At 57.6% G+C, this 20,574-nt stretch carries 19 protein-coding genes and 4 pseudogenes; 20 read left to right on the top strand and 3 right to left on the bottom strand.

Annotated elements, in window-relative coordinates:
• Positions 1-40: 40 nt before the first annotated feature.
• Positions 41-656: pseudogene (locus tag RHIBUN_RS33330) on the top strand (DMT family transporter); the annotation flags it as partial.
• A gap of 84 nt (positions 657-740) precedes the next feature.
• Here RHIBUN_RS33330 and RHIBUN_RS37285 read toward each other — a convergent pair.
• Positions 741-1,396, bottom strand: a pseudogene (locus RHIBUN_RS37285) (epoxide hydrolase); the annotation flags it as partial.
• Positions 1,397-1,415: 19 nt separating this feature from the next.
• Between RHIBUN_RS37285 and RHIBUN_RS37280 the strand changes: the two are divergent.
• Together RHIBUN_RS37280 and RHIBUN_RS37905 are read left to right on the top strand one after the other, a co-directional pair.
• Positions 1,416-1,835, top strand: a pseudogene (locus RHIBUN_RS37280) (iron chelate uptake ABC transporter family permease subunit); the annotation flags it as partial.
• Between the two features lie 73 nt (positions 1,836-1,908).
• Positions 1,909-2,043 (top strand): hypothetical protein, encoded by a 135-nt coding sequence (locus RHIBUN_RS37905; RefSeq protein ID WP_280949577.1) that lies wholly within the window; start codon positions 1,909-1,911, stop codon positions 2,041-2,043.
• Positions 2,044-2,337: 294 nt separating this feature from the next.
• Here the strand turns inward: RHIBUN_RS37905 and RHIBUN_RS0111200 are convergent, their stop codons facing one another.
• The gene (locus RHIBUN_RS0111200) at positions 2,338-2,541 is read right to left on the bottom strand and encodes a cold-shock protein (RefSeq protein WP_025659648.1); all 204 of its coding nucleotides are present in this window, start codon (positions 2,539-2,541) and stop codon (positions 2,338-2,340) included.
• Positions 2,542-3,170: 629 nt separating this feature from the next.
• On the opposite strand from RHIBUN_RS0111200, the gene RHIBUN_RS0111195 reads away from it, so the two are divergent.
• The 10 genes from RHIBUN_RS0111195 (at position 3,171) to RHIBUN_RS0111150 (ending at position 11,918) form a co-directional block, all read left to right on the top strand.
• Positions 3,171-3,836, top strand: coding sequence for a response regulator transcription factor (locus tag RHIBUN_RS0111195; protein ID WP_025659647.1), 666 nt, complete (start codon positions 3,171-3,173; stop codon positions 3,834-3,836).
• Positions 3,833-5,200 carry an ATP-binding protein gene (locus RHIBUN_RS0111190; protein WP_025659646.1) on the top strand — a complete coding sequence of 456 codons (1,368 nt, stop codon included), beginning with the start codon at positions 3,833-3,835 and terminating at the stop codon, positions 5,198-5,200. Before RHIBUN_RS0111195 ends, RHIBUN_RS0111190 begins: the two co-directional genes overlap by 4 nt.
• A gap of 132 nt (positions 5,201-5,332) precedes the next feature.
• On the top strand, positions 5,333-6,016 hold the full coding sequence (locus RHIBUN_RS0111185) for an MtnX-like HAD-IB family phosphatase (RefSeq protein WP_025659645.1): 684 nt from the start codon (positions 5,333-5,335) through the stop codon (positions 6,014-6,016).
• Between the two features lie 13 nt (positions 6,017-6,029).
• A complete protein-coding gene (locus RHIBUN_RS0111180) occupies positions 6,030-7,442 on the top strand; it encodes an aminotransferase class III-fold pyridoxal phosphate-dependent enzyme (protein ID WP_025659644.1) in 1,413 nt (470 codons plus the stop codon).
• Between the two features lie 4 nt (positions 7,443-7,446).
• On the top strand, positions 7,447-8,400 hold the full coding sequence (locus RHIBUN_RS0111175; protein WP_025659643.1) for an arginase: 954 nt from the start codon (positions 7,447-7,449) through the stop codon (positions 8,398-8,400).
• Positions 8,397-8,747: a permease gene (locus RHIBUN_RS0111170; RefSeq protein WP_025659642.1), complete on the top strand. Its 351-nt coding sequence runs from the start codon at positions 8,397-8,399 to the stop codon at positions 8,745-8,747. Before RHIBUN_RS0111175 ends, RHIBUN_RS0111170 begins: the two co-directional genes overlap by 4 nt.
• Complete coding sequence (locus RHIBUN_RS0111165) at positions 8,744-9,616, top strand: fatty acid desaturase (protein WP_025659641.1); 873 nt, start codon at positions 8,744-8,746, stop codon at positions 9,614-9,616. The genes RHIBUN_RS0111170 and RHIBUN_RS0111165 overlap by 4 nt, the downstream gene beginning before the upstream one ends.
• Positions 9,606-10,415, top strand: coding sequence for an alpha/beta fold hydrolase (locus RHIBUN_RS0111160; RefSeq protein WP_025659640.1), 810 nt, complete (start codon positions 9,606-9,608; stop codon positions 10,413-10,415). The genes RHIBUN_RS0111165 and RHIBUN_RS0111160 overlap by 11 nt, the downstream gene beginning before the upstream one ends.
• Complete coding sequence (locus tag RHIBUN_RS0111155; RefSeq protein WP_025659639.1) at positions 10,402-11,556, top strand: peptidogalycan biosysnthesis protein; 1,155 nt, start codon at positions 10,402-10,404, stop codon at positions 11,554-11,556. The genes RHIBUN_RS0111160 and RHIBUN_RS0111155 overlap by 14 nt, the downstream gene beginning before the upstream one ends.
• 41 nt (positions 11,557-11,597) lie before the next feature.
• Positions 11,598-11,918 carry an EamA family transporter gene (locus RHIBUN_RS0111150; protein ID WP_245271656.1) on the top strand — a complete coding sequence of 107 codons (321 nt, stop codon included), beginning with the start codon at positions 11,598-11,600 and terminating at the stop codon, positions 11,916-11,918.
• Between the two features lie 18 nt (positions 11,919-11,936).
• Here RHIBUN_RS0111150 and RHIBUN_RS0111145 read toward each other — a convergent pair whose 3' ends face one another.
• Positions 11,937-12,782, bottom strand: coding sequence for a MipA/OmpV family protein (locus RHIBUN_RS0111145; protein ID WP_025659637.1), 846 nt, complete (start codon positions 12,780-12,782; stop codon positions 11,937-11,939).
• A gap of 621 nt (positions 12,783-13,403) precedes the next feature.
• Between RHIBUN_RS0111145 and RHIBUN_RS0111140 the strand changes: the two genes are divergently transcribed.
• From RHIBUN_RS0111140 to RHIBUN_RS0111115, 7 genes and pseudogenes are all read left to right on the top strand, one after another.
• Positions 13,404-14,006, top strand: a complete 603-nt coding sequence (locus RHIBUN_RS0111140; protein ID WP_025659636.1) for a hypothetical protein — start codon at positions 13,404-13,406, stop codon at positions 14,004-14,006.
• Between the two features lie 9 nt (positions 14,007-14,015).
• The gene (locus RHIBUN_RS0111135) at positions 14,016-14,678 is read left to right on the top strand and encodes an ABC transporter ATP-binding protein (RefSeq protein WP_025659635.1); all 663 of its coding nucleotides are present in this window, start codon (positions 14,016-14,018) and stop codon (positions 14,676-14,678) included.
• On the top strand, positions 14,671-15,342 hold the full coding sequence (locus RHIBUN_RS0111130; RefSeq protein WP_025659634.1) for an ABC transporter ATP-binding protein: 672 nt from the start codon (positions 14,671-14,673) through the stop codon (positions 15,340-15,342). The genes RHIBUN_RS0111135 and RHIBUN_RS0111130 overlap by 8 nt, the downstream gene beginning before the upstream one ends.
• Positions 15,342-17,993, top strand: coding sequence for an FtsX-like permease family protein (locus RHIBUN_RS0111125; protein WP_025659633.1), 2,652 nt, complete (start codon positions 15,342-15,344; stop codon positions 17,991-17,993). Before RHIBUN_RS0111130 ends, RHIBUN_RS0111125 begins: the two co-directional genes overlap by 1 nt.
• A gap of 177 nt (positions 17,994-18,170) precedes the next feature.
• Positions 18,171-18,422, top strand: a complete 252-nt coding sequence (locus tag RHIBUN_RS0111120) for a DUF1344 domain-containing protein (RefSeq protein WP_025659632.1) — start codon at positions 18,171-18,173, stop codon at positions 18,420-18,422.
• Positions 18,423-18,460: 38 nt separating this feature from the next.
• Positions 18,461-18,721: pseudogene (locus RHIBUN_RS37275) on the top strand (hypothetical protein); the annotation flags it as partial.
• Positions 18,722-18,902: 181 nt separating this feature from the next.
• Complete coding sequence (locus RHIBUN_RS0111115) at positions 18,903-20,534, top strand: phosphoethanolamine--lipid A transferase (RefSeq protein WP_037215650.1); 1,632 nt, start codon at positions 18,903-18,905, stop codon at positions 20,532-20,534.
• Positions 20,535-20,574 lie beyond the last annotated feature (40 nt).

Here is a 20,574-nt window from a genome sequence, read left to right as displayed (position 1 = left end):
CTAACAACTTGCTGGCCGCCGCCACTACTGGCGACCTTGGGGTGTCTGGCGGGCGGTGGCGTACGGAGTTCCGGCTGGCATCTCAGGCATCATTGCCGCCATGCAGCCTCTTCTCACGGCACTGGCGGCCAGCGTCCTCATCGGCGAACGGCTGCGCCCTTCACAGACGGCGGGCCTGGCATTCGGCTTCGTCGGCATCGCTGTCGCCATTTCACCGAAGCTCATGCAACCAGGTGTGTCCGATCTCCTTCATGCTGGCATTCCGCTCGCCGTCAATCTGGTGGCCATGTTCGCTGTCACCTACGGGACGATTTATCAGAAGAAGCACCTTCAAGATGGTGACCTGACCGCAATTGCGACGTTGCAATATCTTGGTGCGTTGGCCTTGACCGCTCCATTCGCGCTCGCCTTCGAGACGTTCCGCTTCGATGGCACATTCGAGACCTACGCCGCTCTTGCCTGGTCGGTATTCGGGATATCTGTGGGGGTGTTGCGCTGCTTCTTTATTTGATCCGCCGAGGTCAGGTCTCGCGCGCTGCATCCCTGATCTATCTCTGCCCGCCTACGGTGGCGATCCAGGCTCGCACGCGTTCGGCGAGCCACTAACCCCTCCACTCATCGTTGGCACGGTCATTGTCGCCGCTGGGGTTACCTTGCCAATCGGAAGGCACCCCGAGCCGCGAAGGCTGACCTCTTCGTTCTGCGCGCAGCGGTTATGGGCCGCTGCGCGCAGAGAGTTTTCAGCTAGCTTTCCTCAGGCTTCGCAACCCTGTCCGAACCTCGTCTGTGAAGAGCTTCGGCTGTTCCCAAGCTGCGAAATGCCCCCTTGGGGAGTTTGTTATAGTGAATGAGGTTAGGGTACGCCCTCTCGGCCCACGTCCGCAGCGTTACAAATAGCTCATCCGGGAAAACACTCAACGCGACGGGCAACTTGATGCCCTTCGCGAAAAGAATGCGATCTTGTTCTCCCAATAGGAGACGAGCAGCGGAAACGCCGGTGTTCGTCAGGCAGAACAACGTTACATTGTCGAGCACGTGTCGTCGGGCGTCAATCCTTCCGGTTTGCCGTCAAAGGAGCGGGAGATCATCTCCAAGCTTCGTGCGTCGTGGTCAAGCATGAAGGTTGCGAGACCCATAGGCGAGTCCGTCAACGCGACCGGGTTTGTGGTCGAGTTCCCATTTCGAAGGCGTAGTAGACATGCTTATAGAAGAATGAGAGCTGTTCGTAGGTCGCCTTCTCCTCGTCAGACAGACCTGCGGGAGCTGGTCGGCCAGCGAAAGCCGCTTGGTCAAGCTCCGGGGGAACTGTTTCAGGGAAGTTGGTGTGGATGCCGAGCAATTCCGGCGGAGCCTGGACGGCGATCTGGTTGGTGACAATTCCACCCCAATCGCCTCCCTAAGGGGCGACGCTCGCCATCACTGTCTTCCTCTTTTTCGCGGTCTACCGCTTCAATTCGGATTCCAACACCCTGTGCGCCCTCCCGATCCGGTGGTTGCCGCTGATCGGCTGCGCGGGCGGACTGGTCAGTGGGCTGGCGGTGTACGCGCTAACGCTTCGCAGGCAGTTGAGTTCATTGCAGCTCACGATCAGCGGAATAGCCATCGGTGCATTCCTGCATGCGTTGTCCATGGGCATCATTGTCGGATGGGGCAGTGCTCGCATCGAGATCGTCATGCAGTGGTTCTCGGGTAGCCTTTATGCGCGTGGCTGGGAGCATGTCCGGTTCCTTGTGCCCTTCACGGTAGCCGGACTGGCGACGCTCCCGTTCATTCATCGCCCCGTGGCGCTGCCTAGCTTCCGGGAGGACGCCTCGCCTTCCTTCGGGCTCGCACACGGATTATGGTTCAGCATCGTACTCGCCGTCGCCTGCCTGCGAAGCGCTTTCTCGATTAGCGACGGGAGGCGCTTTGAACGATACGGTCGAAATCGGTGGCCCCGAGCAATTCGGCCTCGACGAAATCGCCCGCATGCACATGACTGCAAACGAAGACACCGCGCCGTTGTTACGAATGACAACGCCCGCTACTACGGCGTCCGACTGAACGACGACACGCTGCTGCCACGTAGTGACGCTCGGGTCGCTTCGATGAGGTACGTTGACTGGTTGAACCGCTCGATGGCCAATTAGATTGAGAGTGCCTGCAGTTCCCGAACGGCCGTTCCTCCCATGTCAGCTGAAAAGCCCGACCGCGACGTGAACTCGTAGCCGCTTTGTAGAGATGCTCCGTGTCAGGCTGATCAGCATCAGTCGGCCAGGCCGTGGGATTGATAGCGGTGTCCGCTGTCCTTGGACGACGGACACTTTGTACCGATTGAACGTGCCCTGAAACCGTGATTCAGACGGTTCTGACGTTTTCTGCCTTTGACTTGCCGGTCTTGCGGTCCTGGCCGAGGTCGTAGCTGACCTTTTGCCCGTCCCTTAGTGAGGTCGCTCCTTGGAGAGCGGATACATGGACGAACACATCTGCGCCCCCATTCTCGGGCGTAATGAAGCCAAAACCCTTGTCCTGGTTGAAAAACTTTACTGTGCCGATTGCCATTGTTGCTCCCGTCGCGTGCGAAACTGCTTTGCGCCGCGACCCTATCCCCGCAACGGCCTTCTCGCAACTCCGAATAGAACTGTCGCTTGGCGGCCAAATTTGAGAATATAGCTGTTTTGGCTGCGCTTGGCATTTGAAGCTGAGAATCTGAGCGGGCCGGGTTCTCAAATTGACTGCTGCTGCCAAGACGCCATTAATCGGCATGCATCGGTCATGATCTTGTCGATAGCGCCGCTGACTCGCACCAGCAATTCAGTCGATCGAGCATCAGTTGGCAGGTGGATAAACAGGCCAGCGGCGCGACCTGATCGCGCGGATACGCGCAGTTCGTCATCAGTTCCGCGGCGCCCGCGATCAGGTGGGAGAATTCGGGTTCGTGCCAGCTCACTCCGTGTCCTTGTCAAAGTCCCACAGACTTGCAGGACACGACCCCGCAAAGCGCGCCCCATCCGCCGTCATCCACCCTCGTTTCTGGCCTACTGGGATCTTCGAGACGAGCATTCATTGTTCGGCGATGTGGAGGTTTGAGCCAGCCGCCCAGTCTGCCGCTCCCGGATTGGGTGCTTCGTCCGATTTCGGCCCAGATCTGGGCGAACAAGTAGACCAGAGATCAACACGAGAGCACGACATTGCGCATATTGCTGGTGGAAGACGACCAGATTCTCGGCTCGTCATTGACACGTGCGTTTGAAAAGCACGCCTACGGTGTCGATTGGTTTCGCGACGGCGAAGCCGGCCTTTTGTCGCGGCGCGACAACGAGTACGCCGCCATGGTGCTCGATGTGAATCTTCCGGCGATGAGCGGCTTTGACGTCGTGCGTTCACTTCGTGCGCGAGGCGACGGAATTCCCATTCTGCTGCTGACGGCTCTGGACGGCGTCAAACATCGTGTCGAAGGTTTGGACGAGGGGGCCGACGACTATCTCATAAAGCCCTTCGACCTTGACGAATTGCTCGCGCGGCTGCGCGCGCTCATTCGACGGCGAGACGGTCGGGTGGAGTCGACGATCCGATGTGCGGACGTTGAGCTCGATCCCGCGGCCATGGTTGCCCGACGGAACGGAACGCACTTGCACATGCCGGCGAAGGAATTTCATCTGCTTCGACTTCTTATGGAGCGCAGCGGTCGATATGTCACGAAGGCCGATATCGAATACGCGCTCTATGACGCCGAATCGGCGGTCGAGAGCAATACGATCGAAGTGACTATCTACAGTCTTCGAAAGAAACTCGGCGCAGATTTTATCAAATCGATTCGCGGCGTGGGTTATATGATCGAGCGGACGACGCCGTGACGCTAAGCCTCAGACTTTTCTTGAGAATTCTACCCACCGTGATCATAACGATCGCTATTGTCGGGGTATTTGCATACAGAAGCGCCACACGCGAAATCAGCAACATCTATGACGCACAACTGATCAACGACGCCAATGTCATCTGGTCGTTGCTCAATCGTCCGTTAACGCGATCAGCTCAGCAGCCGACGTTCCAGATCCCTGATCTTGATTTCAACATGGATAATCAGCTCGCGCTGAATGAGGATGCGGACGACTACGCCGATGCTCATTCCTTTCGCTCATGGAGAGGGGATGATCTGGCTATTGTCAGCAGCAATGCCTTCCCCAAGACCGTCAAACGGTTCGAGGAGGGGTTCTCAGACTACCAGTACGATAATGAGCTGTGGCGCGTCTATTCATTGCCAATTCCAGACGCGAAAATCACGATCGAGGTCGCGGAGAAGATTGGTCTCAGGCAAGGGCTCGTCGAAAAAATCCTGTTGAACCTCTCGTTTCCGCTGCTGGTTCTGATCCCCGTCATCGCGGTTCTGATTTGGTTGGGTATTGCCAGCGGACTGAGCAATATTCGCGGTCTTGTCCGTCAGATCAGATCTCGCACGCCGGATGATCTTTCCACCATTTCGACGCAACGTCTTCCAAAGGACCTTGTGCCACTGGCAACGGCCTTGAACAACCTCCTGGAGAAGCTCGGTCGGTCGCTCACCATGGAACGTAGGTTCTCTGACCTTGCCGCTCACCAGCTCCGAACCCCGCAGGCAGGCATCAAGCTGCTGCTTCAGCTGCTTGCGCGTGCCGACTCGAACGAAGAGCGGCAAGCGCTGCTGAAGGACCTAACGTCCAGCAATGAGCGCGCCATGCATATGACCGAGCAACTGCTGGGGCTCGCGCGTGTAAGCCATCAGCCGGTTCAATTGGAAACGGTCAACCTTCAAAACGTCACTGCCTCCTCAGTCGCGGACTTCGGAGGTGTCCTCGACAGTCGCGGCTTCGCGCTCGAGTTGGACGGCAACGATCATGCCTTCGTTCATACCGATGCGTCGCTGCTTCGCGTGATGATCGACAACGTGCTCGACAATGCCATCAAGTATTCGCCCACGGGCAGCAAGATCGACGTAAGGATCGAGGACCAACCAAAGCGCTGGCTTCTTTCCGTAAGCGACCAGGGCCCGGGGATTGCCCCCGAGCAACGCCAGGCGGCATTCCAACGCTTCAACCGCCTGCATGCCAGCGATCGAGATGGCGCCGGACTCGGACTACCTATTGTCGCCGATATCGCACGCCGGCTAGAAATTGAGATCAGGCTGCTCGTCCCCACCTGGGGTACCGGATTACGATTCGAGATGGCGATCCCAAAGCCCTAGGCACGCACTATAAGCATAAAAATCTTACGGGAATCGCAAATTCTGCAGATTTCAGTTTGGCTTCATCCTGGTCTAATCCTGCCTTCAGCTTGCGACGCTACACGCTCCTTCACACGATAGAAGGAGAGCCTGATGCAGGCATTCTGCGATTTCGACGGGACCATTTCGAGTGAAGACGTAACAGACTTAGTACTTGAGCGCTTTGCGCTTCCCCAGTGGCGGGACATCGAGAAAAAGTGGGTAGAGGGGCACATAAGCTCCGCCGAGTGCATGCGCCGCCAGATCGCGCTGGTCCGTACGACAATCAGTGGTCTCAACAGGCTGCTCGACGACGTGGAAGTGGACCCGGACTTTGCTTCATTCAAACACTTCTGCGACGCTAACGGCATTCGCCTCACGATCGTGAGCGACGGCGTCGATTACTTCATCAAGCGTGTCTTGGCCAACAACGGTCTGTCCGATGTCAAGGTTGTGGCAAACCGACTGGTCATCCACGCCGAAGCGGGACCGGCGTCCTTTTCCCTTGCCTCACCGTTTGCAAGCCCGCGCTGTGAAGCCGGTGCGGGCGTATGCAAATGCGCCGTGCTGGATGGGGCCGGCAGCTGTTTTTACGTGGGCGACGGCCGCAGCGATTTCTGTGCGGTGCAACAAACGCCTCTCGTCTTCGCCAAGGCGAAACTTGCCACCTACTGCGAACAGAACCGCATTCCCTTTACCGCCTACGACAACTTCGCTGACGTTCTCACCGCTGTCGAAGCCATCGTCAAAAACCCGTCAAGGCAGCCATTCTGGATGCCGGTGACGCAATCTGCATGACAAGAGGATACCTATGCGCTCATCTCTGAAGCTCGCCGCCAATTCCGATGCCGTTTCATCAGAGGAACAGCTAAGGGAACTGGAGGCAACATATTGCTCCCACGGCGATACCGTACATTACACGGACAAGCCCAAGTTCTTCGAATCCTGTGAGGGGTCGTTTGTCTTCGACGCGGCTGAAACGCCGTTTCTTGATCTTCAAATGTGGTATTCGGCGGTCAATTTTGGATACCGCAACGAACGCCTCAATACAGTGGCACATCGGCAGCTTGATCGCCTGCCGCAGGTCGCCTCTCAATATCTGCACCGCGAAAAGGTCGAACTGGCGACACTCATTGGTCAGGATGCCGAACGAAAATTCGGGCACAAGGGCCGCGTCCATTTCAATGTTGGTGGCTCGCAAGCGGTAGAGGATTCGCTGAAGATCGTGCGCAATTTCACGGGCGGCAAGAGCCTGATGTTCGCTTTCGAAGGCGGATATCACGGTCGGACGTTGGGGGCGACTTCGATCACATCAAGCTACCGCTATCGCCGCCGGTATGGCCACTTTGGCGAACGTGCGCAGTTCATCGAGTTTCCATATCACTTTCGGGGCCCGAAGGGGATGTCGAAGGAGGAGTACGGACATTATTGCGTGCGCAAATTCGCACGCCTTTTTGAGAGCGAATACAATGGTGTGTGGGATCCGAAGGCGGGAAAGTCCGAGTATGCGGCGTTCTACATAGAGCCGATTCAGGGCACTGGCGGTTACGTCATTCCGCCGATGAACTTCTTTAGCGAATTGAAGAAGGTCCTGGACGAACATGGCATTCTGCTGGTGGTCGATGAAATTCAGATGGGCGTTTACCGAACCGGCAAGCTCTGGTCGATCGAACATTTTGACGTCGCGCCAGATGTTCTGGTTTTTGGCAAGGCCATTACGAATGGTCTGAACCCATTGTCTGGAATCTGGGCAAAGGAGGCGTTGATCAATCCCACAATCTTCCCGCCGGGATCCACTCATTCGACCTTTGCAAGCAATCCTATGGGAACGTCCGTAGCATTGGAAACACTGAGGATGGTCGAAGAGACCGATTTCGGTACGAGCGTGATGCAAAAGGGCGCTCATTTCCTGGAGGGACTGAAGGATCTCCAGTCGCAGCACCCGATCGTCGGTGAAGTCGACGGACTTGGTCTTGCGTTGCGTATGGAGATCTGCAGACCCGATGGGTTCACTCCTGACAAGGCCACCCTCGACTGGATGTGCGACGAAGGCATGAAGGGAGACCTCATCACCAACGGAAGGAAATACGGGCTCGTTCTTGATGTCGGCGGTTACCACAAGAACGTCATCACGCTCGCACCGAGCCTGCTGATCTCGCATGAGGAAATTGAATTGGCGATCGAATTGCTGGGACAGCTCCTCTCACGTGCAGAGCGGAGATAGCGTCTTGCAGCTCCTCCTCCTTCATCTCGACGATGCCCTGGAGTTGCAACCGGATTTTGTCGATTGCTGCGTGAGTGCGGGAGCGCGCGAATTCACCGACAAGGCTATCGGGCGTGAAGTCCGGCTTTGGGGGCGCCAGTCGTCGCTTGACGCGCTGTGGCGTGACATCGCCATAGGGCATCCGCACAGCCGCAGGAAACCGCGGCTGTGTATCATGGGGTCGGGTGATTTTCATCATGTGTCGGCATTGCTGCTCGGGCTTGCGCTTGAGCAGCAATCAAAGCCGGTTACGGTCATTCATCTCGACAACCATCCGGATTGGGTTCGTTTCGAAGGCGGCATCCATTGTGGTTCGTGGGTCAACAGCGCTCTGGCTAACCCGTTGGTCGCCAAGGTCATAACCGTCGGTGTCTGCAGCAGCGATCTTCGCTCACCTGAGCGAAAGGGAGCCAACCTCTTGCCCTTGGCAAATGGGCGTCTCGAGCTATACCCATTTGCGCACCCGCCAAGCCGCGTGAGAGCCGTATATGGATCGGGACCAAGCTTCGAACAGCTATGTGGTTCACTGCACTGGAAGTCGATCGTCGAGTTTGGCGAGGCCAACTTCCTTGATCGGCTGCTCGCCCGCATCAAGACCGAGGCCGTGTATGTAACGATCGACAAGGACGTTCTTTCAGCGGCCGACGCGGTGACAAATTGGGACCAGGGCTCCATGCGGCTGCCGTATGTCCTCTGGTTGATAAGCAACATTGCTGAGCGCCATCGCATCATTGGCGCGGACGTTACCGGGGACTACTCGGCGCCCCAATACGGGGGTAGCCTGTGGGCGCGATCGATCAAGCGCGCCGAAGCGCTGATTGATCAACCCCTCCAGCGTTCGGACCTTCGGTCGAGCAGGAATATCAACAGCTCGGCAAACCTTGCTCTGATGGAAGTCCTAGAGGAGGGAATGCAATGAGGGGCGATCTAAGCCTACCAATGGTCGGTGCCATTGCATTCTGCGTCGTGGCAGAGACGGGCAGGGAAATCTGCTTCAAATACGGTGCGGCAGCTGAACTGACGACTGCCTTGAAGAAGCCGGTCATATGGCTTGGCCTCGTGTTGTGGGCTGTTGAGCTCGGCGTGTGGACGATCGTGCTTGGGCACGTGTCGTTGTCCACTGCGTTCCCCCTGATGGCGTCCAGCTACGCATCGATTGCCTTGGCGGGGGCGCTCATCTTCAAGGAACCGATCAGTAGTCATCACGCGGTTGGGCTTGTTCTTGTGACCGCCGGCGTGATTTGCGTTGGAGTGACTGGGCTATGAAGATCTTTGCGCATTCGAAGTGGGACCTGATGCCGGTTCTCGCGGCAATCGGTCATCTGGCATTCAACCTCTATCTCATTATTGGTTTCGAGAGTCGCCCGTTGTGGATGTCCGTTGTGTTGGGTGTACTTTATGCCGTCTCCATTTCCTGGAACATCAACAGCATATCGCACAACTTCATCCATACCCCGTACTTCAAACCTAAATGGATAAACTATGGTTTCAGTCTGTTGGAGTCGGTCACGATCGGCTTCTCCCAGTCCTATTATCACTGGGTACACATGCGTCATCATTCCGGCAACAGCGATAGGCCGGACCATGCGGGCGACACTGTCGACCTGCTTTCGATCTACAAATACGGCAAGAATGGTCAGCCCGAAAACGTGCTTTCCTATACATTCCTGAGCTTCTTTCGGGACGATCTCGGTGAGATTCACCGAGCCATTGCCAGCAAACGGCCGGGGTTTGCCCGATGGGCTAGATTTGAACTGGCAGCATTCGTCTTGATGGTAGTGCTCGCGCTGATTTACGACTGGCGGGCGACATTCTTCTTCGTGCCCTTCTACTATCTCGGCAACTGCCTTTCGTCTCTAAACGGCTATTACGAGCATCTGAATGGTGATCCCGACGAGCCGATCGCCTGGGGGGTCAGTAGCCACAAGGGCTTCTACAACTGGCTCTGGTTCGGGAACGGCTATCACGCCGAGCATCATTATCGGCCCAAGACACATTGGACGAAGCTGAAAGAGCTGCACGAGCGGATCAGAGCAGAACAGGTCGCGGCAGGAACGCACGTAATCGGGACCTGTCATGCACTCGGCTTCATGGCCCGGGAAAATCGCCGCGTGGAGACCACGCATGTCAGCTGATCGGTTAAGCTTTCATCTCGAAGGCACCAACGGCAAGGGGGTGTTGCTGATCCATGGATTGACCGGCGCACCCGCCGAGATGCGGCTCGTGGCCCGTCAGTTCCACAAGAAAGGCTACAGCGTCTTTGCACCTTTGCTGGCCGGTCACGGCGACAGCGAAGCCGCACTGCGCCGGTCGCGATGGGAAGATTGGCTGGAAAGTGTCCAGGCAAGCGCAAGTTGGCTCGCGTCCACCGTGGACACGGTTTTCGCTGCAGGTATCTGCGTAGGCGGAAAACTGGCCATGATGGCTGCAGATCGTAACCCTGGATCGATCGACGCAGTCGCGGTTTATTCGCCCTGCTTTCACTACGACGGTTGGGATGTTCCGCGCTACTACGCGCTCTTTTCCCCGCATATCAGGTGGATCTCGCTGATTCCGTTTATCGATCGTCTGAATTTCCGTGAAACCACGTCGCTCGGCATTAAGGACGAGCGCATGCGTCGAATGGTCTCCAACATGATCGGCGAGGGGATGCTGGAAACATTTCCCGGCCGCGGGCTCATCGAAATGCATGAGCTTGGGCGAAGCCTCAAGGCAAGGCTGCCCAAGATGAAAACGCCCACACTCGTCCTTCATTCGCTGCAGGACGATCTAAGCGGCCCCGATCACGCGCGCTATATCGCAGCTCATCTTGGAGGGCCATCCGAGCTGCGCTGGCTGGATGACAGCTACCACATGATTCATGTCGATCGGCAACACCGCGAGGTCGTAACCATGACCGCTGATTTCTTCGAGGCCAATCATGCTGGCGTCTAACCCAATCGTGGCTGCGAACCCTGGCGATCCATACAAAGCGACTGTTGCGCACAGCATTCGCGAAATCGGGCGCGACGCCTGGAATGCCTGCTTTCCCCACGAGGTCGAAACATACGACTATCTTGAGGCGGTCGAGAACGCTGGTATCGAAGGCTTCTCATGGTGCTATGTCGTTGTTTACGACGGGCCGGATGTCATGGCCACGATGCCGGCGTTCCTATGCAATTACGGCTTGGAAACGACGTTGCCGGTGGGTGTCTTCCATGCAGCTATCGAGCGTGTCCGCAAGGTCTACCCCGGCTTCCTGAAACTGCGCCTTGCCTGCCTCGGTTCACCCTGCACGGAGACGGGTGCCATTGGATTCAGCCCGCGCGTCCCGACAGTCGGGCGCGAAGAGCTGCTCCAACGATTGCTCAAGGCTTTCCATGACCATGCGGCGTCCCAGCAGTGTTCCTTGACCGCGCTGAAAGACATTCCCCAACCACTCGATCCTGTTGTCGACGATGTGCTCAAGGGGCACGGCTACGCGATGGCCGGCGGGATGGCAACGGCACACCTCGATATCGATTTCGACAGTACCGATGTCTATCTCGCACGGCTTTCCTCGGGGACACGCAAGGACATGCGCCGAAAGCTGCGCATGCGCGAACACGTCCGGATCGAATATCGCAGCGAGCTCGACGGCGTGCAGGAACGAGTGGCTACCCTTTATCGACAGACGCGCGAGCGAAGCGAATGGCAATTCGAAGAGCTTACGCCGGATTACTTCCGGGGGGTTCTGACAAAGATGAGAGGACGCTCATTCTGCGCACTATATTTTGTCGGCGACGAACTACTGGCCGCTAATCTCCTGATCCACAATGGACACGCCCTCGTGGACAAGTTCTTCTGCATGGATGCGGATCGGGGAAGGTCGTTCAATCTCTATTATCTAAGCTGGTTCACCAATATCGAATACTGCCTTCGCCACGGAATCCGGCGGTATCAAAGCGGTCAGGCCTATTATGCAAACAAAGTTCGTTTGGGCAGCAAGCTAACGTCCAACGTCATGCTGTTTCGCCACCGCAACCGGGCCGTTCAATCGATCCTTCAGCTTGTTGCTCCGCTTCTTAGTCCGGGCGAAGCGGGAGGTGGCGGTTGAAGAGCGTACGGCCCATCTGGCTTGTCGTTCCGATCCTGAACGTGCTTCAGCAGATTTTCATCAAGCGAGGGGCCGAAGATTTGCAGGCGTCAACCTCAAACTGGATCATCGGAATGCTGTCTTCGCACTGGCTTGTCGCAGCAGTCATCGCTGAAGCTCTGTGTTTTTTCGTGTGGCTGCGGGTCTTGGCAGAGTTGGAGCTCAGCAAGGCATTTCCGCTTTCGGCCTTGAGCTACGTCCTGATCATGGCCGTTGCTTTCTTTGTTTTCTCGGAGAATGTTTCTTCGATGCAACTCATCGGAAGTTGTCTAATATTGTCGGGAATATGGTGCATTGTTGCGCACCCAGGTCGCGTTCGGTGAAAGCACTTGCCGGCGCTGTCAGAAACTCACACTGAACGACTTGCTGAGAGAAACGCCAATGATGTTTTGGTTGCTGCTGCCCAAATCCGACGTGATTGGGCTTGCCGCCGCATCCCCTACAAGCCGATCGAAGCGGTCGTAGACCTGGAGGCTCCACGTGGGGCTGAAGTCGTAGGTGGCCGAGACAGACAGCCCTACGGACTTGAAGCCACTGCTTGCATCAAACGATGCCAACCTGCCGCTTCGCGCCGCTTCGTCGGAGGTGACAGAGAAGTACTTTCGCATGAACGCCCCGTTGCCATAGGAGACGCGTGGGCCCACCGACAGTGTCCATTTTTCGTTCAGCGGCTGGAACCAGTCCACCCCAAGGTCGAGCTCTAGGCCGCTTCCGTTCGAAACCGCCTGCCGCGCTTCCGTCCTGAAACGCAACTGGTCGGGCACCGCCCAATACTGCGCAAAGAGCCCAAGATCCACGTCCCAACGAACATCATGAAGTCCGGCAAGTCTTCTGTCGTCGGATTGGGAGCGACCGTCGCGAAAACCGATGGCAGGGCCGATTTCAATACCGCCGAGATCGATGAGGCCATAGCTGATGCTGTCGTCGGGAGCACTGTTTTCGTCCGGCTCGTCGAACCGCCTTATGTCGAAGGAAGGAAGGGCGCTGAAGGCGTTGTGACCAGAACCCGGATACTTGGGGCCATACTCGACGGCGCCACCAAGCGTGATGACAAAAGTCGATGGAGACGAGGCGATTGGCGCTGAAGTATCGGCGGCAAAAACATTTTGCGAGACGACGGCCCAAAAGGCCGTTGCACCCGTGAATAAGCCGGTGGCTGTCTTACGCAAAACTGTGACCCGCTTCATCGTTTAGTTTCAGCATATTACCGCAAGGGTGCTGTTCACAAGCGCAATCATAGGCCGCGCCACGGCCTGCGTTTGCGCATTGGTTGCCCGAGGCTTCTCTATCGGCGGATTATTCGTCGCGGAGCTTGTTGATATCATTGGCGAAGAGGGCTCGCCGCGAAGCTTGCGCGGCGCTCTCAATGCCCTCAAGCTTACAAATTCGTAAACTCAGTGTAAGGCGGCAATAAGCATTCCACAGTAGCTCCAAGTTATCATGGTTTCTTGATATTGGATCCTAGGCCTTTCGATAAGCTGTCGGCAACTATACGGATTCGTAAATTTTGACCGGCATCACCGACCGTGCAACGTCGTGAAGCGATCCTGATCTTGCTGTTTCTCTCTGCTACGGTTTGGGTTCAGTGTCATGCGTTCCATTGCTTAGATGAATTGCATAACGACAGGGCCGGCAGAAGGCAGAGCTGGTTTGCGGTCGTAACGATTTTCCGGCGCTGCGAAGGCAGGCGGCGTATCAAGGTCGCGGGGCGTTATCACGAGAGCTTACGGATTCGTAAAAATACAGCGAACCGTCCGTAAACTAGCGATCCTAAAATGGGCCGTCCCTTGATATGAAAGATCGCATCCATGAACAACATCGCTACCAATAGGGCCCGGACGATCCTTGCGGCCGTGCTTTTCTCGGCTGCTTGCCTTGGCTTTGTTCTACCCTTTGCCACCGGTTCGCAAGCCTTGTCCGCCGAAAAGGCCGTTCAGGCGGAGAAGAACCCCCCGGGTGACATTCCCGATACGCAGGTTTTCATCGACTACGCGTCGTCCCAAGGCTTTGCCATGAAGGTCCCTGAAGGTTGGGCGCGTTCCGATCGCGCCGACGGCGCGAGTTTCGTCGATAAGCTGGATGGTGTGATCGTCAAGATTTCGAAGGCCGCCGTCGCACCGACCGTCGAGAACGTCAAGGCAAATGAAGTGCCCAATCTCAAGACCACCGAGCGAGCTGTGACGGTAGCATCGGTCAATGCCGTGAAGCTGCCGGCGGGCTCAGCGATCCGCATCGTCTATACGTCGAACTCGGAACCCAACGCCGTGACCAACAAGCAGATTCGGTTGGAGAACGAGCGCTATCTCTACTTCAAGGACGGAAAGCTGGTCACACTCGAACTCTACGCACCGAAGGGCGCGGACAATGTCGATCAGTGGCAATTGATGTCCCAGTCGTTCCAGTGGAAGTAGGGAGCTTGGATGTCCTTGCTGGTTGCGCATGAACTTTACCGCTTCTTCCACACAGGCGAGGACGAGACGTTCGCGCTGCGCGGCGTTTCCCTATGCCTGTCACCGGGCGAGTTTGTAGCCTTGATGGGCCCCTCCGGAAGCGGCAAGTCCACACTACTGTCATGTCTGACGGGATTGGACGAGCCCGATGGAGGGCATGTTGAGGTGTGCGGCATGCGCCTGACCCGACAATCCGAGGCCGTACGGGCGCGCATCCGCGCCACGAGTTTTGGAATCTTGCTTCAGTCGGGCAATCTGTTCGCGCACCTCAACGTGTCGCAAAACATTCACCTACAGATGCAACTGGCCGATAAGGCCGATCGTGCGCGCGTTGGTCAGTTGCTCGAGATGGTAGGGCTGCAGCATCGTGCGCATTCCTACGTCCTGCAGCTTTCCGGTGGTGAAATGGCGCGGGCCGGTCTTGCCGTTGCGCTAGCCGCCGATCCGCCGATCCTTGTCGCCGACGAGCCCACGGCCGAAGTCGACGCCGACACGGAATCGCGACTGATCTCACATTTCGAAACCAGACGCCGCAACGGCCTCACTACCTTGCTTGCGACCCATAGCAGCGCATTGGCACGAAAGGCTGACAGGATCATCCGGTTGCACGATGGGAGGGTGGAGGGTGACTGACATCCTGACGATCTGCCGGAAAATCTGCCGGACCTTTTCAAGCGGCGGCGAGCGCCTGTCCGTGTTGTGCGATGTGGACTGCGAGATCCGTGAAGGTGATCGTATCGTTCTGGCGGGCCCTTCCGGTTCGGGCAAGACCACCTTGCTGCATATTCTTGGCGGACTGGACCACCCGACGAGTGGCGAGATTGAATGGCCGGGTTTAGGCCCTGTCGAACAGCTTCGTCCACGCCGGATTGGCGTCGTGTTCCAGTCGCCCAGCCTTTTTCCGGCCTTGACGGTGGCACAGAATCTCGATCTGCCGGCGATCCTCGCAGGACAGCTTTCCGTATCCGGCCGCAGCGACGCGCTTTTGTCCTCCTTCGGTCTTGGCGGGCTTGCAGACAAGCTGCCGGAGGACCTGTCGGGCGGCCAGGCGCAAAGGGTCGCGATGGTGCGCGCCCTGGCCCTTCGACCGAAACTCGTCCTGGCCGATGAGCCGACCGGACAGTTGGACGGTGTCACGGCGCAGCTCTTCATGGACAAGGTGCTGGAGTACCTTGAGGCGATCGGGGCAACTCTCGTCGTTGCTACACATGACGAAGCGATTGCCGCGCGGATGCGGTTTCGTTGGACGATACAGCATGGCCGGCTTACTCGCAGCGAAATGAAAGCCGTGGCGTGATGTTTGCTCTGTGGATCAGAGGCGTACTCGGCCACCGGCCCACCCGCGTTGTGGGCTCAGCGTTAGGAATCGCGCTGACGGTGGCGCTTCTTGCCATGTTGGCGCTGTTCCTGGTCAATGCAGGGGCATCCATGACCTCCCGTGCGATATCGACCGTGCCGATCGACTGGCAGGTTCAAGTTGTTACGGGCGCGAATCCGGACCTGATACGAAAGGCAATGGATCAAGCGACGCACGCCCGGGTGGCGCACCTGGCCAGCTATGCCGATGTCGCCGGATTCGAAGCCAGCACCGGCGGCACTGTCCAGACGACCGGGCCGGGACAAGTGATCGCCTTCGACGACAACTATCTGCACGATTTCCCGGTGGAAATTCGCTTCCTGTCCGGCAATCGCGACGGCGTCCTCGTCGCGCAGCAGACCGCAGCAAACCTGCATGTACGGCCTGGTGACAGCGTCGTGATCAAGCGGATAGGGCTTCCCCCGCTGACGGTGCAGGTCGCCGGGGTGATCGACCTCCCAGATGCGGATTCGCTGTTCCAGGCCGTGGGGCTGCCGCCGCAGGCGGCTCCGCAGGCGCCTCCGGACAACGTGCTGGTGCTGGCGCGGGTCGAGTGGGAGCAAGCGTTCCATCTCCAGGCGGCAGCGCGTCCTGATACCATCCGTCAACAGTTGCATGTGAAGCTCGCTCACGACGGCCTGCAAGCGGATCCCGTGTCGGCCTTCACGTTCGTCACCGGTGCCGCAAGAAACCTGGAAGCAAAAGTCGCGGGGCGGGCGCTCGTCGCAGACAATCTGGGCTCGCGCCTCGGGGCGGTGCGCGAGGATGCGCGCTTCGTTTCCGTGTTGTTTCTGTTTCTTGGCCTGCCGGGTATCGCGCTGGCTCTGGTTCTGACCTTCGCGATAACGTCATCAGGAGCTGCACGCCGTCGCGTTGAGCAGGCGCTGTTGCGTGTTCGTGGCGCCGGCTCCCGTACGATCCTCATCTTATCCGCCGCCGAGGCGTCGGTCGCCACAGTCGCGGGCACCGTACTTGGAATTGCCGTAGCTTTATGGCTTGGACCCTTAATGTTTGGGCAGGGTATGGCTCCGGGAGTGAGCGATTCTATCCTGGGTCTTGTAGCCATTGCCGGACTCCTTTCAGGATTTGGGGCCTATCTTTATCCTGCCTGGCGCGATATGCGAATGAGTACCGTCAGCGAGGCTCGACGCGTGGTGGACAAGCCCGGACAGCCACTTTGGCAACTGCTGTGGTTGGACGGGCTGCTGCTTGTGGCCGCAGGTCTGTTCTTCTGGCAAGCGGAAAGCACCGGATACCAGATCGTGCTCGCGCCAGAGGGCGTCGCAACGACCGCCGTGGACTACAATGCGTTCGTCTCGCCCGCCTTGTTCTGGCTGGGGCTGGCACTCCTGGCGCTGCGGCTGTCAAACAACGTGATAGCGGGCAACGGTTCGCTTCTTCGAACCCTAATAAGGCCGGCCTGTGGTGCGCTCGCGCCAATCGTAGCCGCCTCATTGTCGAGGCAAGCCCGCCGGCTCAACGCAGGTATCGCGATGACCACGCTGGCAATCTCGTTTGCGGTTTCGACATCGACCTTCAATTTCACTTACAATGCGCAGGCGCGTGTTGATGCAGAGCTCACCAACGGTGCCGATGTCACCGTATTCGGCACGTCAGAAAAGCCTGCCGACACGCATCTGGCCGCGCTCGCCGCCTTGCCGGACACTGCGGCGGCCGAACCGATGCAGCATCGCTTCGCCTATGTCGGCACCGATCTTCAGGATCTCTTTGGTGTAGATCCTCAGCGCGTTGGGCGTGCAACGAGTCTGTCGGACGCCTTTTTCAGCGGTAGCAACGCCGCAACGATGCTCGCCAAACTGGCCGCGACACCAGACGGGGTGCTCGTGTCCGAGGAAACGGTTCAGGATTTCCAACTGCAGCAGGGCGACGTGATCAACCTTCGGCTGATGGATGCCCGAGATCGTCAGTATCATCCGGTACCATTCAGGTTCATCGGAGTGGCACGCGAGTTTCCGACCGCGCCGAAAGACTCTTTCCTTGTGGCCAATGCCCGCTACCTTGCGGAAAGCACGGGCTCGAAAGCGTCAGAATATGTATTGATGCGTGCCAAGGGCGACCCGGCAATTCTGGCCTCGCGGGCTTCGTCCCTCCTTGCAAACGATCCGACCATGAAAATCACCGATATCAGTCAGGCCACGCACCTAATCGGTTCGAGCCTGACGGCTGTCGATCTCGCCGGCTTGACGACGATCGAGCTGGCATTCGCCGTGGTGATGGCCGCCGCAGCTGGCGGTTTGATGTTGGCGCTTGGGCTCTACGAGCAGCGGAGGAACTTCGCCATTCTGAGCGCCATCGGCGCCACACGTTCGCAGCTGTCGGCTTTTCTGTGGAGCGAAGGGCTCCTCGTTGTGGTTGGGGGGATTACTTTCGGGCTGCTGTCTGGCCTTGCAGCAGCCTTGATGCTGGTGAAACTGCTGACGGGCGTATTTGATCCACCACCCGATGCTCTATCGATACCGTACGGCTATCTGGGGATCGTCCTTTTCCTGGTGGTCGCGGCTGTCGTCGTGGCGGTGATCGCCGCAAGACCGCCACAAGGGCATGACGTAGAGTATCTCAGGGATTTTTGAGCCTCTGGCTGTGTGCCCCAACCCCTCCGTCGCCGCACTTACCGATCTGTAAGCTTCCAGAAATGCGCCCGTAAGCAAAGCGGACCAAGCTGTGTCAGTCGTCTCTATACGGGGGCGCCTGAGAGGGCGGTGTTGGTGGCCGCCCAAGGAAACCCGGACCCGTCGAGGAGTTGAGATATGAAGAAACACATCATCGCCACAGCATTGATTCTGGCGGCGTCGACAATAGCGGGCTTCGCGAAGGAACTGACGGGCACCGTCAAGGCGATCGACAAGAGCCATGACTCGATTACGATGACGGATGGCAAGACCTTCACTTTGCCTGAGGGCATCGAGGCCGAAACGCTTACGGTTGGGGAAAAGGTTAAGGTCGTCTATTCGGGCAAGGCGGGAAAATTGTTGGTGACAGCTTTCCATGCGGTCCCTTAGGCGCGCGTAACCAGCGGAACGGCCCGAAACCGTCGGCGTCGGAACGTACTTCATGGCTCGATTTCACCGAGAATGAGCTATCGCCGGGAGCTGCCCGTGTTGGCAATTATAAGGCGGTTTTCAATCTGCGTGGCGGCGATGGACAGGCGACTGGCGGCGGCCTAGCCGTTGACAGCAATCTTGGCTGGAAAGGCCCGAACACGGGACCGCTGGAAATTTTGAAGTACCAGCAGTTCCAGTGGTTGAGAGACGAACTGGGCAAAGAAGGCTTCAAGCTACCCATGCCGACTGGCAATTGAACCAGCAGAATTGGGGCGGTGCTGCTTGCGTGGTCTTGGTTCGACCAGCCTGGCGTGTCAAATGCCAGGCTGGTCGTACTTCCCACAAGACCACGGCGCCATCGCCTTCTTCTGTTTCAGGTAGCTGTCAGTAATCCTCTCCAAAAAGCACGTTTGCGTTGGAGAGGTAAAATTGACGAAAATGCCTGCATACATGAGCTCCTTGCGGCCGAAAATCGGCAGCATCCCGCTCTGCATACTTACAAGCTGCTACATCCTTGTTTTCTGCAACAACACATTCTGGCAAAAGGCGACGGACTATCTCGGGAGCGGCAGCGGTCCGCTTTGGGCGTTGTATCTCGCGATGCTGGCACTGTTTGTGGCCGCAATCACGCCCTTTTCGACCAAGTACCTCATCAAGCCCTTTCTAATCTTCCTTGTCCTTGTCGCCGCGGTGGCTTCCCACTTCACCGACACATTCGGGGTGGTCATCGACAGTGACATGATCCGCAACGCGATGGAAACAACTCCTGCGGAAGCGCACCATCTGATTAACTCCGACTTCGTTGTGCATGTAGCGGTTTTCGGTATCGTGCCGTCGCTACTCATAATCTGGGCAAAGGTCGATCACCGTCCTTTCATGCGAAAGGTCTTCTGGAACCTTGCCGCGATCCTCACCTCTCTCGCCATATTTGGGATCTGTGGTGTAACCTACTCGCGGGAATACACTGCAGCCGTCAGGGAACGACGGGACATCACGAAGAGCTTCAATCCGGTTACGCCGATTGTGAGCACTGCCCGCTACTTCATGAGTGCGGGAAAAGAGGCATCGCTCGTTGTTGAGACCGTCGGAGCAGATGCCACGGTCAAGCCATCCACGGCACCCATCAACAAGCCGAGGGTTACGATTATCGTGGCGGGGGAGACCGCCCGTGCAGAGAATTTCTCGCTAGGCGGATACCAAAGGGAAACCAATCCGCGGCTGAAGGCCGCAAACGTTATCTACTTCCCTAACACAACAAGTTGCGGCACGGCTACTGCGACGTCAATTCCGTGCATGTTCTCGCGGTTTACCCGATCGGAATTTACTCACTCCAAGGGCATGGCCAACGAGACGCTTGTAGACGTGTTAGCTCACGCTGGCATTGACGTTGCGTGGTTTGACAACAATACCGGGGACAAGGGAGTCGCCAGCCGGATCAAATACGTCGATTTAGCGAGTTCGACGGATCCACGCTTCTGTCAGGACGGCGAGTGCCTGGACGGCATATTCCTGGACAAGCTTGACGACTGGCTGGACCACGTGAAAGGCGATAGCGTTCTGGTACTCCATCAGCTGGGCAGCCACGGTCCCGCATACTATCTTCGGTACCCCGAACACCAGGGCAAGTTCGTTCCCGACTGCCGCACTCCGGAGCTTGGCAAATGCTCGACCGGGGAAATCGTCAACGCCTATGACAACTCGATCCTTTACACCGACTACTTCATTTCGACCGTCATCGATCGTCTCAAGGCTCGTTCGGACAAGATGGCCAGCGGCCTGATCTACATGTCCGACCACGGGGAGTCGCTCGGCGAAAAGGGGCTGTACCTTCATGGAACACCATACATGTTCGCTCCCTCGCAGCAGACGCACGTGCCGTTCCTGACATGGTTTGATAACGACTTCACCAAATCGATGGATCTGGACACCGCGTGCCTCCGAAAAGAGGCAACGACCGCGACGTCTCACGACAACCTGTTTCACAGCGTGCTGGGCATGATGAATGTTGGAACGTCCGTCTACGACAAACGGCTCGACGTGTTCGCAAAGTGCAGGAGTGGAAACTCTTGAACATCGTTGCCATGCAACCGCAACAAAAATATGGGAACGC

This window comes from Rhizobium sp. IBUN (assembly GCF_000510625.1).
GTDB classification, from domain to species: domain Bacteria; phylum Pseudomonadota; class Alphaproteobacteria; order Rhizobiales; family Rhizobiaceae; genus Rhizobium; species Rhizobium altiplani.
Note: the sequence above shows the minus strand (reverse complement) of the source record. Positions and strands in the feature narration are given on the sequence as shown.